Below are 13,951 nucleotides of genomic sequence, written 5' to 3'. Positions count from 1 at the left end.
AACGATGACCACCCTTCTCGAGTTCGCCGCCCTCGGGCTGGGGCTCGGAGCCGTCTACATCGGCCTGTCCACGGGCCTGCTGCTGGTCTACCGGGCGACCGGGATCATCAACTTCGCCCAGGGCGCCATGGCCATGTGGGGCGCCTACGTCTTCGCCCGCGTGCAGGACGACGGCGAGCTGGTCCTGCCGATCGGCACCATCTGGTTCCCCGAGCCGCCGGGCACCGCGGTCGCCCTGCTCGTGGGCCTCGCCAACGCCGTCGTCCTCGGCGTGCTGGCGCACTACCTGGTGTTCCGGCCGGTCCGGCGGGCGCCGGCGCTGGCCCAGGTGGTCGTCTCGATCGGCCTCATGGTCGCGCTGCAGGCGCTGGCGGTCATCCGGTTCGGGCCCAACAGCATCCAGGTGGAGTCGATCCTGCCCACCGGCTCGCTCGAGCTGCTCGGCGCCACCGTGCCGCTCCGCGAGCTGACGATGGTGGCGATCATGATCGTGCTCGCCGCGGCGGTGTGGGCCTACCTGCGGCTCACCGCGTCCGGCCGGGCCACCCGCGCGGCCTCGGAGAACGAGCGCGGCGCGGTGCTCATGGGCTTCTCGCCGGACCGGCTCGCCCTGATCGCGCTGGTGCTCGCCTCGCTGGTCAGCACGATGGCCGTCGTCATGGGCGGCTCGCTCACCGGCCTGAGCCCGGCCAACTACACGCTGCTCGTCGTCCCGGCCCTCGCCGTCGTGCTCATCGCCCGGCTGGAGTCGATCGGCCTGGCGGTGGCCGGCGCGATCGGGCTGGGGATCATCCAGTCGGAGCTGTCACTGCTGGCCACCCGCAGCTGGTGGCCGCAGTGGGCGCAGTCGGGCCTGGACCAGGTGCTGCCCTTCCTCCTGGTCATGGTCATCCTGTTCGCCTTCGGCAAGCGGCTGCCGGCCCGCGGGTCGCTGCAGTCGGTGCGGCTGCCCGATGTCGTCGTCCCGCGGTTCGTGCCGTGGAAGGCCGCCCTGCTGGTCGGCATCGCCGTCGCCTGCCTGGTGTTCTTCACCCCGAGCTACCGCTTCGGCCTGACGACGTCGCTGATCATCGCGATCCTCGCGCTGTCCTACGTGGTCATCACCGGCTACCTCGGGCAGATCTCGCTGGCCCAGTCGGCGTTCGCCGGCGCGGCCGGGTTCGCCCTGTCGAAGCTGACGACGGCGTGGGACGTGCCCTTCCCGATCGCGATCGTCGTCTGCGCGACGCTGGCCGCGGCCCTGGGCATGCTCGTGGCGCTGCCGGCCTTCCGCATCCGCGGCGTGCAGCTGGCCATCGTCACCATCGCCGCGGCGCTGGCCATCGAGCGGTTCGTCTTCGACAACTACAGCCTGACGCCGCCCACCGGGAACCCGATCGGCCGGCCGACGCTCTTCGGCATCGACTTCGCCATCCGCGAGGGCCGCAACCTCGCCCGGCTGGAGTTCTCGCTGATGGTCCTGGCGATCCTCGTGCTGATGGTGCTGCTGTTCGTCCGCATCGCCCGCGGCGACACCGGCCGCGCCTTCCTCGCCGTCCGCGCCAACGAGCGGGCCGCCGCCTCGGTCGGCATCGACGTGCGGCGCACCAAGCTCATCGGGTTCGGCCTCTCGGCGTTCATCGCCGGCGTCGCCGGGTGCCTGATCGGCTACAGCCGCGGCGAGCTGTCGGCGGAGTCGTTCTCGGTGGTCGTCGGCCTCTCGGTGCTCGCCGTCGCCTACCTCGGTGGGATCACCTCGTTCGGCGGCGCGCTGGTGGCCGGCGTCCTCGGCCCGCTGGGGCTGGTCTACACCGCCCTGCACTCGGTGTTCGACATGGGCAACGCCTACCCGCTGATCACCGGCATCGGGCTGATCCTCACCGCCGTCCTCAACCCCTCGGGCATCGCCGGCGAGACCCGGCACCAGGTCGAGTGGGTCAAGAAGAAGCTGCGCTCCGGCCGCGCCGCGCCCCCGGCGGCCGCCGACGCCGCGCCCACCCCCGTCCCCGCCGAGAAGCCGAGGGAGACCACCGGTGTCTGAGCCCCGCGCAGGTCTGCACACCACGTCCCTGACCGTCCGCTACGGCGGCGTGGTCGCCAACGCCGACATCTCGCTGTCGGTGGAGCCCGGCCAGGTCGTCGGCCTGATCGGCCCCAACGGCGCGGGGAAGACGACGTTCGTCGACGCCGTCACCGGGTTCACCGCCTGCACCGGCACCGTGGAGCTCGACGGGCAGCCGCTCGACGGGCTGCCCCCGCACCGCCGCCGGGCGCTGGGCCTCACCCGCACCTGGCAGTCGGGGGAGCTGTTCGGCAACCTCACCGTCGCCGAGAACATCCTGGTGGCGGCCCGGCCGGGCGGCGCGGGCGCGCTGTGGCGCGACGTGTTCGGCCGCCGGGACGCCGCGGGGAAGGCGGTGGTCGGCCGCGCGCTCGACGCCGTCGGGCTCACCGGCGTGGCCGGCACCCTCGCCCGCGACCTGACCCTCGGCCAGCAGAAGCTGGTCGGCGTCGCCCGGGCGCTGGCCGGCACCTGCCGGCTCCTGCTGCTCGACGAGCCCGCCGCGGGCCTGGACTCCAACGAGAGCCTCGAGTTCGCCGAGCGGGTGCGCAGCATCGCCGCCCAGGGGCCCGGCGTGCTGCTCATCGACCACGACATGTCGCTGGTGCTGGGCGTCTGCGACGTCGTGTGCGTCCTCGAGTTCGGCAAGCCCATCTTCACCGGGCCGCCCGCGGTGGCCCGCACCGACCCGGCCGTCGTCGCGGCCTACCTGGGAGCCCCGATGGAGACCGTCGATGCCTGAGACCACCACCGCCGACGGCGGCCCGCTGCTCGTCGTCGACGGGCTCACCGCCGGCTACAACGGCGTGCCGGCCATCCGCGACCTGTCGTTCACCGTCGGCGCCGGCGAGGTCGTCTCCGTGCTCGGCCCCAACGGCGCGGGCAAGACGACGTCGCTGCTGGCGATCGTCGGCCTGGTGCCGCCGATGGCCGGCTCGGTGACCGCGCTCGGCAGGCCGGTCAACGTGCGGCGCCCGCACGAGCTGGCCCGGCGCGGGGTGCTGCTGGTGCCCGACGACCGCGGGATCTTCCCCGGCCTGACGGTGCGGGACCACTTCCGGCTGGCCCAGCGCAAGCAGGACCCGGCCCGGGAGGCGGCCGTCCTCGACCGCTTCCCGGCGCTGAAGGGCCTGCTGGGCCGCCGGGTGGGGCTGTGCTCGGGCGGCGAGCAGCAGATGCTCACCATCGCCAAGGCGCTGCTCGGCCGCCCGCGGGTGCTGATGATCGACGAGATGAGCCTCGGCCTCGCGCCCAAGATCGTCCAGGAGATGCTGCCCTCGATCCGCGCCCTGGCCCGCGAGGAGGGCATCGGCGTCGTCCTGGTCGAGCAGCACATCGAGCTGGCGCTGTCGGTGTCCGACCGCGGCGTGATCCTCAACCACGGCCGCGTCGTCCTCGAGGGCGCCGCCCGTGACCTGCTGGCGCACCGCGACCAGGTCGAGGCCGCGTACTTCGGCGCCGACGAGTTCGCCGGCAGCGACGGAACCGGCGGGGTCCCCGGCGGCAGGGGGGCCACCAGCGCCGCGGCGGTGGCCTCCTGACGGAACGGGGGACGGTCCCGGTCGACGGCGCCGACGTCGCCTGGGAGCGCTGGCCGGGCGGGGCGCCGTCGCTGGTGCTGGTGCACGGAACCTCCGCCCACACCGGCTGGTGGCACGGCATCGTGCCGGCGCTGGCCGGGCGGCACGACGTCGTGGCGCTGGACCTGTCCGGGCACGGCGACAGCGGCCGCCGCGCGCGGTACTCGATGGCCGGGTGGTCGGCCGAGGTGCTCGCCGTCGTCGCCGCGCTCCGCCTGGACCGCCCGGTGCTGGTCGGGCACAGCGTCGGCGGGCTGGTCGCCGCCGGCGCGGCCGCCCGAGCGCCGGAGGCGGTGTCGGGGCTGGTGCTGCTCGACTCGATCCCCGAGGAGCCCGCCCGCCCGCCGGGGCCCCCGCCGGCACCCTCGCGGCCGCGGGGGACCCGGGTCTTCCCCGACATCGCCGCGGCGGTCGCGGCCTACCGCCTCGCCCCGCCCCAGGACGTGGGCGACCCGGCCGCGCTCGCCTACGTGGCCGGGCGCTCCGTGCGGCCGGTGCCCGGCGGTGTGGGGTGGAAGGTCGACGGCGCGATCTTCGACGTCGTGCTGCGCCCCGGCCTCACCGACTCCCTCGACGGCGTCACCTGCCCGGTGTCGGTCGTCCGCGGCGAGCGCAGCGCGCTCGTGGGCCCGGACGCCGCGGCGGCCCTGGCGCGCCGGTGGGGCCGGCCGGTGCCCCAGCACACCGTCGCCGGCGCCGGCCACCACCTCATGCTCGACGACGTCGCGGGCACCCGGCGGGCGCTGCTCACCGCCCTCGACGACGTCCTCACGGCCTCCGACGGGTTCGTACACCGCTAGACCTTGACGTCAACGTCAGGTCACGCCAGGCTCCGCTGCGTGACGCGTGCCACAGCCCGTGGCACCCTCCGGCCCCGGCCGGTCCCGTCCGCACCACCCGGACTCGAAGGAGAGTCAGATGAAGCGACTGGCGGCCGCATCGGCCGGCGCGGCGGTCCTGCTCGTGGCCACCGCGTGCAGCGAGCCCGCGGCGGACGCGGACTCGAGCGGCGACCTCAGCGGCGATCCCGTGGTGATCGGTGTCCAGTCCCTGGACACCGGCCCGGTCGCCTACCCGCAGAACACCTACGGGGCCGAGGCGGCCGAGTGGTACGTCAACAACGAGCTGGGCGGCATCGGCGGCCGCCCGCTCGAGCTCGACATCTGCTCCGGCGACGGCACACCTGAGACCGGTGTCAACTGCGCGAACGGGTTCGTCAGCTCCGACGTCCCCGTCGTCTTCGACGCCTACGACGGCACGAGCGTCGGCGCCATGACGCCGATCCTCGCCGAGGCGGGCATCCCGATCGTGGGCACGCTGGCCGGGCAGGGCGTGGCGGAGGCCGCCGAGTACGGCACCGCGTTCTACTTCTCCGGCCCCCTGGAGACCAGTGCTCTGGGCATGGTCACCGTGCTGGCCGACCAGGGCGCCTCGACCGCGGCGCTGGCGGTCACCGACGCGCCGTCCTCGCACGGCTACGTCGACCAGCTGGTCAAGCCGCTGGGCGAGGAGCTCGGCCTCGACGTCACCGGCGTCTACACCACGGTCGACAACCTCAACTACCAGGTGCTCGCGCAGACCGAGCTGGCCAGCGACCCCGACGTCGCCGGGGTCATCGCCCTCCCGGAGGACGCCTGCACCGGGCTGGTCCAGGCGCTCCGGCAGAACGGCTTCGAGGGCACGATGTTCGCCGGCTCCTGCTCGCAGTTCATCGAGGAGCTCGGCGGCGAGGCCGCGGGCGCCATCGTCCAGCCGCGCCTGTGGGTGCCGCGCTCCTACGACAACGCCCCCGCCGAGGTGCAGGAGGAGCTCGACGCCTTCTCCGAGGCCATGGAGGCCGTGGGCTACGAGGACGAGCTGTCGGCCCGGTCGCTGTACTCCTTCGCGGGCATCGTGAACCTGGCGAACATCCTGAACGAGATGGACGGCGAGATCACCGCGCAGGCGGTCACCGACGCGATGAAGGCCGTGCAGGACTTCAAGACCTTCCTCGGCCCCGAGGTCACCTGCGACGGCCAGCAGTGGCCCGGCCGCCCGGGTGCCTGCAGCCACGAGGCGATCTTCTTCGAGGTCCAGGACGACGGGACGCTCGCCCCGGTGAACGACGAGGGCTTCACCGAGCTCGACACCTCGGTGGCCGAGCGCGCGATCACCGGCTGACCGCCCGCCCGGGGCCGGCCGCGTGGCCGGCCCCGGGTCCCCGCCACCCCGTCCCGCCGACGCAGGAGCCCCCCCGTGACGACGACCAGCACCTCCTGGCCCCTCGGACACCTCTTCGCCCACGCCGCCCGCCGCTGGCCCGACCGGGCGTGCTGGACCACCGTCGACGGCCGGTCCCGCACCTTCGCCGAGGTCGACGAGCGCATCGACCGGATCTGCGACGCGCTCACCGCCCGCGGCGCGCGCAAGGGCGACCGGGTCGCGCTGCTGGACACCGACTCCTTCGCCTACGCCGAGTTGCTCGGCGCCTGCTTCAAGCTCGGCCTCACCTACGTGCCGGTCAACTACCGGCTGGCGCCGTTCGAGATCGAGAACGTCCTGGGCCGGGCGCGGCCGGGCTGGTTCTTCGTCGGCGAGCGCTACCTCGAGACCGCCCGCAAGGTGCTCGGCACGCTGCCCGGCGAGGTGCGGCTGTGGTCGCTCGACGGCTGCCTCGACGACGACGTCGAGACGCTGGTCGCCGAGGGGCGCCCCGTGCCGCCCGAGGTCCGCGTCGAGGACGACGACGTCCTCGGGATCATGTTCACCAGCGGCACCACCGGCCTGCCCAAGGGCGTCGTGCAGAGCGCGCGGATGCTCAAGACGATGCTCTGGATGGGCGGCGAGACCGCGGCCCGGCCGGGCGCCGTCCGCTACACCGCCTCGCCGATCTTCCACATCGCCGGCTGGGCGATCGTCTTCAACCAGGTGGCCCACGGGGCGACGTCGCTGATCCACCCGCAGTTCGAACCGGACGTCGTCGCCCGGGCCATCTCCTCCGGCCTGCTCACCGGCTGCTTCCTCGTGCCCACGATGATCCAGCAGGTGATGGAGGCCGACGGCGGCCCCGGCCCCGGCGAGCGGCTGGACACCCTGCTCTACGGCTCCGCGCCGATGCCCCCGAGCCTGCTGCGGCGGGCGCTGGAGCGCTGGCCGTCGGTCGACTTCTTCAACCTCTTCGGCGCCGGCACCGAGTCGGGGCTGCAGACCCTGCTGCGCCCCGACGACCACCGCCGCGCCCTGGCGGGGGAGGAGCACCTGCTCGCCTCCGCCGGCCAGCCGATCCTCGGCGTGGACCTGCGGATCCTCGACGACGAGGGCCGCCCGTGCCCGCCCGGCGTCGTCGGCAACATCGCCGCGCGCACCGACTGCGTCATGGACGGCTACCTCGACATGCCCGACCTCACGACCACCGCCCTGCACGACGGCTTCTTCTGGGGCGGCGACCGCGGCTGGATGGACGAGCGGGGCTACCTGTTCCTGGGCGGCCGCAGCCGCGACATGATCATCCGGGGCGGCGAGAACATCTACGTCGCCGAGGTGGAGCAGGTGCTCACCGACGTCCCGGGGGTCGCCGACGCCGCCGTCGTCGGCCGCCCCGACGAGACGTGGGGCGAGGTCGTGGTGGCCTTCGTCGAGCACCGCGAGCAGCCGGCCCCGACGGTCGAGGCGCTCGAGCGGACGTGCCGGGAGCGGCTGGCGTCCTACAAGGTGCCGGTGGAGTACCACGTGCTCGTGGAGCTGCCGCGCAACCCCACGGGCAAGGTCCGCAAGAACGAGCTGGTCGCCCGTCTCTGAAGGGGGACCAGCACGTCACCGGAGCCAGACGATGACGCTGTCGGCCACGCACACCGGCTTCGGGCCGACCGTGCCCGTCGCGTCCCGCACGTCGACGGTGACGCCGAACGTCGCCCGCACCCCGCCGTCCACCGGCACCGTGCCGCGCAGCGCGACCCGGCCGCGGATCTCGCTGCCCACCCGGACGGGGGCGGGGAAGCGCACCCGCTCGAAGCCGTAGTTGAGCCCGTAGCGCGCGGTCACCGACACCACCTCGCCGACCATCGGAGGCACCAGCGAGAGCGTGAGCATCCCGTGCGCCACCGTCGCGCCGAAGGGCCCGGCGGCCGCCCGCGCGGGGTCCACGTGGATCCACTGGTCGTCGCCGGTGGTGGCGGCGAAGGCGTCCACCTGCGCCTGCGGCACCGCCCGCCAGGGCGTCTGTCCCAGCTCGGTGCCCGCGGGCGTGTCCAGCAGCTCGGTCACGTCGGCGAACCGGCGCACTGTGCCTCCTCGGTCCGGACGGCGGCCACGGGCCGCCGCGCCGTGCGGGCCCCTGCGGCCAGCACCCCTGCCCCGGCGAGCGCGGCGGCGCCCGCCAGGCACAGCGCCGCCGTGTAGCCGCCGGTCTGCGCCCGCACCGCGCCCACCGCGGCGGGGCCGCCGGCCATGCCGGCCGTGACGACGAGGTTCGAGGCCGCGAGCACCCGCCCGTAGGTCCGGCCGCCGCCGAAGCGCTCGGCCACCAGCAGCGGGTGCAGCACCTGCAGGTTGCCCATGGTCACGCCGAACAGGGCCGCCGCCCCGACGACGGCCAGCGCGCCCGAGGCCACCGCCGTCGCGGTCGTCGCGAGGCCCTGCACCGCGAGCAGGGCGACGGCGGCCGGCGCCAGGCGCACCCGGGCGAGCAGCCAGCTGCCGGCCAGGCGCCCGGCGAGGCTCGCCATGGCGGTCACCGAGACCGCCAGCGCCGCCGTCGCGGTGTCCAGCCGCTGGGTGACCGCGCTGAACAGGTGCGACAGCGTGCCGACCTGCCCGAGCATGCCGAGCGTCAGCGCGGCGGTGACCACCCAGAACCAGCCGGTGCGCAGCGCGGGGCCGACGCCGGGGGAGCCGCCGTCGGCGCCGGCCGGGGGCAGCGGCGGGCCGGCGTCGCCGTCGGGCCGCTGTCCCACCGAGGCGGGGTCGGCGCGCAGCAGCAGCGCGGCCGGGAGGACGGCGGCCAGCAGCCCGCCGGCCAGCCACGGCGAGGCGCCGGCGACGCCGAGCTCGTCGACCAGCAGCGCCACCGGCGGGGTGAGCACCGCGCCGCCGATCGGCAGGCCGAGGAAGGCGAGCGACAGCGCCGTCGTGCGGCGGCGGACGAACCAGCGGGCCACCAGCGTGCTCGCCGGGATGGCGGCGGTGGCGGCGAACCCGATGCCGAGGACGGCGTAGGCGGCCAGCAGCTGCCCGCTGGTCTGCACCCGGCCGAGGCCGAGCACGGCCGCGGCGACCAGCACCGCGCCGCCGCCGACCACCCAGCGCGGGTCGAGCCGGTCCAGCAGGGCGGCGACGCCCAGTCCCGACACCCCGCTCACCAGCAGGAAGGCGCCCGTGGCCAGCGAGACGACGGCGACCGGCAGCGCGCCCGGGCCGGTCGTCAGCGCCTCCAGGTAGACCGAGACGCCGTAGAAGCTGACGCCGACCGTGACGCCGCTGGTCCACGCGAGGGCGGCGACGACCCGCCAGCCGCCGAACGGGCGCCGGCCGGCCACCGGGTCAGGCCGGGACCGGCAGGTGCCGCGCGGCGAGCGTGCCGAGCAGGTGCTCGAACTCCGCCACCGTGCGGGCGACGATCTCCGCGGCCGGGATCACCTCGTCGATGCGCCCGGCGACCTGCCCGAGCTGCTGCAGCGAGGCCTCGAGGTCGCCGTCGCGGTAGGTCTCCAGGATGCGGCCGAGCAGCGGGGTGGGGTCGCGCTCGGGGTCGGCCTCGGCGGCGGCGACCAGGTCGGTGCGCAGCACCCGCATCGGGCGCCGCCGCTCCCGGTTGAGGAGCACGGTGTCGGTCTCGGTGGCCCGCAGCACCGCGTCCTTGACGTTGGCGTGCACCGCCGACTCCGCCGAGGCGAGCATCCGGGTGCCCATCTGCGCACCCTCCGCGCCCAGGGCGAAGGCCGCCAGCAGCGAGGCGCCGTCGACGATGCCGCCCGCGGCCACCACCGGGACGTCGACCGCGCGGGTGACCAGCGGCAGCAGCACCATCGCCGCCACCTCGTGCGGGCTCTTGAACCCCGCGCCCTCCACGCCCTCGACGACCAGCCCGTCGACGCCGGCGGCGACGGCCTTGCGCGCGGCGGCGAGCGTCGGGACGACGTGGAAGACGGTGAGCCCGGCGTCCTTGAGCAGCGGCGTGTACCGGTCCGGCGAGCCGGCCGAGGTGGTGACGAACCGGATGCCGGCGTCGACGACGGCGTCGACCACGGCGGGGTCCTTCGCGAAGGCCAGCGGGATGTTGACGCCGATCGGCCGGTCGGTGAGGTCCTGGGTGCGGGCGATGTCCTCGCGCACCTGGTCGACCGGGAGCGAGCCCGGCACCAGGCCCATGCCACCGGCCTCCGAGACCGCGGCCACGAGCTCGGGGCGGGCCACCCAGCCCATCGGCGCGGAGATGATCGGGGCGTCGATGCCCAGCATCCGTGTGACGCGCGTGTCAACTGGCATGGCGGCACGGTAGCGCTCTCCCACCCGGGGCGACAGGGGGCAACGGGTGGGGGAACAGACCCTCCGGCCGTTACGATCCTGCGGTCCCCGGACGGCCGGACGTCGGTCGACGGCGACGTCACCGTCGGGTGGCGCGGGCCGGGGACCGGAGCGGGAGGAGCGGCCGGTGAGCGGACCACGGGGAGCAGGCGTCGGCGCCGTCGCGAGCGCCGGCCAGCAGGAGCGCCGCGAGGCCGGGCCGCTGACCGGCAAGGGCCAGGCCCGCAAGGCCGCCCTGCTCGACGCCGCGCGCCGCGTCTTCGAGAAGCGCGGGTTCCTCGACACCAGGGTCGCCGACATCGTCGCCGAGGCGCGGGTGGCCCAGGGCACGTTCTACACCTACTTCGACTCCAAGGACGCCGTCTTCCAGGCGGTGGCCACCGGGGTCGTGGGGGAGATGCTGGTCGCGCTGCGGGCCGACACCCACACCGGGACGCCGTACGAGCGGGCCTACGCGGCCATGGAGCGCTTCGTCGACGCCTACCGGCCGCGGGCCCGCATCATCGCGCTGGTCGAGCAGGTCGGGACGTTCACGCCCGAGCTCAAGCACCTGCGGCTGCAGGTGCGCGAGGCGTTCGTCGAGCGCGCCGCGCGCGGCATCGCCCACCAGCAGGAGGCGGGCATCGCCGACAAGTCGCTGGACCCCGTGCTCACCGCCGAGGTGCTCGGGGCGATGGTCGACCACACCTGCTACGTGTGGCTCAACCTCGGCCGCGACTTCGACCGGGACGCGCTGCTGCGCACGCTGACCACCGTGTGGGTGCGGGCCATCGGCGCGGACGTGCCGCCGGCGGCCTGAGCAGGGACCTGCGGGCCGATGTGACGCCTGCGTCAGCTAGCGTCCGCACCCGGGCGCTCCGCCGGGGAGCGCGGCGAGGAGGCGTCCAGTGACCGAGGCGACCGGGGCCGGCGTGCCCGAGGGGCTGACCGTGGCGGTGCTCGGCGGCACCGGCCCGCAGGGGCGCGGGCTGGCCCGGCGGTTCGCCGCGGCCGGGGTGCGGGTCGTGCTCGGCAGCCGCGACGCCGGCCGCGCGGGCACGACCGCCGCCGACCTCGCCGGGGCCACCGGCGGCGACGTCACCGGCGACGACAACCGCGGGGCGGCGCGCGCGGGCGACGTCGTCGTCGTGGCGGTGCCGTGGGACGGGCACGGCGAGCTGCTCGCCGGCCTGCGCGAGGAGCTCGCGGGCAAGGTCGTCGTCGACTGCGTCAACCCGCTCGGCTTCGACAAGCAGGGCGCCTTCGCGCTGCCGGTCGAGGAGGGGTCGGCCGCCCAGCAGGCCGCCGCGCTGCTGCCCGACAGCCGCGTCGTCGCCGCCTTCCACCACGTCAGCGCCGTGGTGCTCGAGGACCCCGAGGTGGCCGAGGTGGACACCGACGTCATGGTGCTCGGCGACGACCGCGAGGCCACCGACCTGGTCCAGGCGCTGGCGTCGGCGGTGCCGGGCATGCGCGGGGTCTACGCCGGCCGGCTGCGCAACGCGCACCAGGTGGAGGCGCTCACCGCCAACCTGATCAGCGTCAACCGCCGGTACAAGGCGCACGCGGGGCTGCGCGTCACCGACGTGTGACGCCCCGCCGCACGCGTGGGGCGGCTGTGACAGCGGAGTGAAATCCCGCACCCATACCGCACGGCACCTCCCCTCAAACACGGTTCCCGGATTATTTTCCGCGCAACCGCAGGAGGCCTCCGGCAGTGGGGGCCGTCGAGGGGAGCTCCCGCATGACCCGCAACCAGAAGCCGTCCGTCTTCCAGGTCGGCAAGATCTGGGACGACGGCCGGACGGTCGTCGTCTCCGGCTGGGGCATCGGGCTGTGCGCGTCCGGCTGCCCCTGCCACCGCTCGCCGGTGGGCGGCCACCTGGCCATCGACGAGGACCAGGCCGGCGGCACCCTCGGCCTGCGCTGCTTCGCCGAGGACGGCTGCGACTGCTGCGAGCCGTGGACCGCCGACGAGCTCTCGGCCGTCCTGCGCGACCTCCAGCGCGTGGCCGGGCTCGACGCCCAGGAGCCCCTCGCCGGCTGACGGCGGCGCCCGCCTCGCGCGGTCGGGCGGATCCGCCTTTCGCGCGCGGACGGCGGGGTACCGCCTCCCCCATGTTGGGACGAGCGGCGATGCGCGGTGCCCTGGCCGGACTGGCCGGCACCGCGGCGATGACCCTGGCCGAGAAGGTGGAGCAGCAGGTGACCGGGCGGCCGGACTCCTACGTGCCCGCCCGCACGCTCACCGCGCTCACCACGCGCCGCCGCCCGCCGGGCTCCGAGCGCCCGTTCGTCCGCAACCACCTCATGCACTGGGGCACCGGCGCGGCCGTCGGGGCGCTGCGCGGCGTCTGGTCCGCCAGCGGCCTGCGCGGCTGGCGCGCCTCGGCCTGGCACACCTCGGTCCGGCTGGCCACCGACCAGACCCTGGAGAACGCCACCGGCGTCGGTGACCCGCCGTGGACGTGGTCGCGGCAGGACCGGGTCGTCGACGTCGCCGGCAAGGCGATCTACTCCTTCGTCACCGGCGCGGTGGCCGACGCGCTCGTCCCGCTGGCTCCCGACCGCCGGCGGAGCATCGCCCCCTGACAGGACCGGCCCGCTCCCGCGACGCCCGGGACGGATGGGATGAACGAGGCGGGTGGGGCCGTCCCACCCGCTGATCACCGCGCGCCCTGCACACGCTCCGCTCATCTCCTCCCTACCGTCCGTACGGACCAGACCCGGGGGAGGCCGTCCACGAGGGCGGCAGGAGGAGGCCGATCGTGCAGCGCAACCGGACGACGGGACGGCGCTGGACGGGTGCGGTGGTGGCCGCCACCGGCCTCGTGGCCCTGGTGCTCGCCCCCGGCTCGGCGTCGGCCGCGCCCTCGACCGCCGACGAGGCGGCGCAGCTGGTCGAGGAGGCCGGCCGGCAGCTCACCGCGGTCGACGAGCAGGTGCACCAGGCCGAGCTGACCGTGGCCGCCCAGCAGCAGGCCGCCGCCGAGGCCGACCGGGCCGCCGCCGTCGCCGAGGCCACGCTGCAGCAGTACGAGCCGGCCATCCGCGCCATCGCGCAGAGCGGCTACACGGGCAACACCCAGTCCCGCGTCGCGGCCTTCCTCGGCAGCCACTCCGCCGACGACCTCGTCGCGCAGATGACGATGCTCGACCTCATCGCCGACCACACCGACGGCGTGCTCACCGAGGTCGCCGTCGCCCAGGCCGCCGCTGAGCAGGCCCGCGCCACGGCCGACGCCGCAGCCGCCGAGGCCGCCGCCGCGCTGGCCACCCTCCAGGAGCAGCAGGCCCAGGTGCAGGCCCAGGTCGACGCCTACGAGGCCGACTTCGCCCGGCTCAGCGCCGCCGAGCAGGCCGAGGTCACCGCCGCGCTCGCCGGCCCCGTCCTCGACGCGCCGTCCGCAGCCACCGCCGCGGCCGCCGCGCCCGGCCCCGCCGCCGCCACCGCCGTGCAGACCGCGCTGGGCCAGATCGGCGACCCCTACGTGTGGGGCGCCTCCGGACCGGACGGCTTCGACTGCTCGGGGCTCACCCAGTACGCCTACGCCGCCGCCGGCATCTCCCTGCCGCACTCGAGCAAGGCCCAGTCGACGATGGGGACGCCGGTCTCGCGCTCGGAGCTGCTGCCCGGCGACATCGTCTACTTCTACTCGCCGGTGAGCCACGTGGGCATCTACATCGGCGACGGCAAGATGGTGCACGCGCGCACCTTCGGCCAGCCGGTCGCGGTCACCAGCGTCGACCAGGCGGGGTACCGCGGCGCCGTCCGCGTCGCCTGACGAGGGGCCTCCCTGCCCCCACGCCTCGCCCCGCTCGACGCGGGCCCCCGCAGGGAGGCCGTTCC

General features: G+C 75.3%; 14 protein-coding genes. 11 read left to right on the top strand and 3 right to left on the bottom strand.

From position 1 onward, the window contains the following. The first annotated feature begins 4 nt into the window (after nt 1-4). The 6 genes from ACI79X_RS14280 (at nt 5) to ACI79X_RS14255 (ending at nt 7,398) form a co-directional block, all read left to right on the top strand. On the top strand, nt 5-2,020 hold the full coding sequence (locus ACI79X_RS14280; RefSeq protein WP_457026070.1) for an ABC transporter permease: 2,016 nt from the start codon (nt 5-7) through the stop codon (nt 2,018-2,020). Then, nucleotides 2,013-2,783 carry an ABC transporter ATP-binding protein gene (locus tag ACI79X_RS14275; RefSeq protein ID WP_457026069.1) on the top strand — a complete coding sequence of 257 codons (771 nt, stop codon included), beginning with the start codon at nt 2,013-2,015 and terminating at the stop codon, nt 2,781-2,783. Before ACI79X_RS14280 ends, ACI79X_RS14275 begins: the two co-directional genes overlap by 8 nt. Next, entirely contained in the window at nt 2,776-3,582 is an 807-nt protein-coding gene (locus ACI79X_RS14270; protein WP_457026068.1) for an ABC transporter ATP-binding protein, read from the top strand. The genes ACI79X_RS14275 and ACI79X_RS14270 overlap by 8 nt, the downstream gene beginning before the upstream one ends. 74 nt (nt 3,583-3,656) lie before the next feature. Beyond that, nucleotides 3,657-4,421, top strand: coding sequence for an alpha/beta fold hydrolase (locus ACI79X_RS14265; RefSeq protein ID WP_457026067.1), 765 nt, complete (start codon nt 3,657-3,659; stop codon nt 4,419-4,421). A gap of 118 nt (nt 4,422-4,539) precedes the next feature. After that, nucleotides 4,540-5,781 (top strand): ABC transporter substrate-binding protein, encoded by a 1,242-nt coding sequence (locus ACI79X_RS14260; protein ID WP_457026066.1) that lies wholly within the window; start codon nt 4,540-4,542, stop codon nt 5,779-5,781. A gap of 75 nt (nt 5,782-5,856) precedes the next feature. Further along, on the top strand, nt 5,857-7,398 hold the full coding sequence (locus tag ACI79X_RS14255) for a class I adenylate-forming enzyme family protein (RefSeq protein ID WP_457026065.1): 1,542 nt from the start codon (nt 5,857-5,859) through the stop codon (nt 7,396-7,398). Nucleotides 7,399-7,413: 15 nt separating this feature from the next. On the opposite strand, the gene ACI79X_RS14250 is transcribed toward ACI79X_RS14255, so the two are convergent. Genes ACI79X_RS14250 through ACI79X_RS14240 form a run of 3 tightly spaced genes read right to left on the bottom strand, consistent with a single transcriptional unit; the run spans nt 7,414 to nt 10,107 of the window. Further along, nucleotides 7,414-7,881, bottom strand: a complete 468-nt coding sequence (locus ACI79X_RS14250) for a MaoC family dehydratase (protein ID WP_457026064.1) — start codon at nt 7,879-7,881, stop codon at nt 7,414-7,416. Continuing rightward, entirely contained in the window at nt 7,860-9,134 is a 1,275-nt protein-coding gene (locus tag ACI79X_RS14245; protein WP_457026063.1) for an MFS transporter, read from the bottom strand. Before ACI79X_RS14245 ends, ACI79X_RS14250 begins: the two co-directional genes overlap by 22 nt. Nucleotides 9,135-9,138: 4 nt before the next feature. Further along, a complete protein-coding gene (locus tag ACI79X_RS14240; protein WP_457026062.1) occupies nt 9,139-10,107 on the bottom strand; it encodes an NAD(P)H-dependent flavin oxidoreductase in 969 nt (322 codons plus the stop codon). A gap of 142 nt (nt 10,108-10,249) precedes the next feature. Here ACI79X_RS14240 and ACI79X_RS14235 point away from each other — a divergent pair, with 142 nt between their 5' ends. The 5 genes from ACI79X_RS14235 to ACI79X_RS14215 all read left to right on the top strand — a co-directional run bounded on the left by ACI79X_RS14235 (nt 10,250) and on the right by ACI79X_RS14215 (nt 13,886). Continuing rightward, on the top strand, nt 10,250-10,921 hold the full coding sequence (locus ACI79X_RS14235) for a TetR/AcrR family transcriptional regulator (protein WP_457026061.1): 672 nt from the start codon (nt 10,250-10,252) through the stop codon (nt 10,919-10,921). An 88-nt stretch (nt 10,922-11,009) separates the two neighbouring features. Further along, a complete protein-coding gene (gene npdG / locus ACI79X_RS14230) occupies nt 11,010-11,693 on the top strand; it encodes an NADPH-dependent F420 reductase (RefSeq protein ID WP_457026060.1) in 684 nt (227 codons plus the stop codon). 152 nt (nt 11,694-11,845) lie between these two features. After that, nucleotides 11,846-12,148 (top strand): hypothetical protein, encoded by a 303-nt coding sequence (locus ACI79X_RS14225; RefSeq protein WP_457026059.1) that lies wholly within the window; start codon nt 11,846-11,848, stop codon nt 12,146-12,148. An 89-nt stretch (nt 12,149-12,237) separates the two neighbouring features. Beyond that, the gene (locus ACI79X_RS14220; protein ID WP_457026058.1) at nt 12,238-12,693 is read left to right on the top strand and encodes a hypothetical protein; all 456 of its coding nucleotides are present in this window, start codon (nt 12,238-12,240) and stop codon (nt 12,691-12,693) included. Between the two features lie 176 nt (nt 12,694-12,869). Next, complete coding sequence (locus ACI79X_RS14215) at nt 12,870-13,886, top strand: C40 family peptidase (RefSeq protein ID WP_457026057.1); 1,017 nt, start codon at nt 12,870-12,872, stop codon at nt 13,884-13,886. Nucleotides 13,887-13,951 lie beyond the last annotated feature (65 nt).

It is taken from the genome of Geodermatophilus sp. SYSU D01119 (assembly GCF_054049975.1).
The sequence above is the reverse complement of the archived record's forward strand: the minus strand, read 5'-3'. Positions and strand labels throughout refer to the sequence as shown.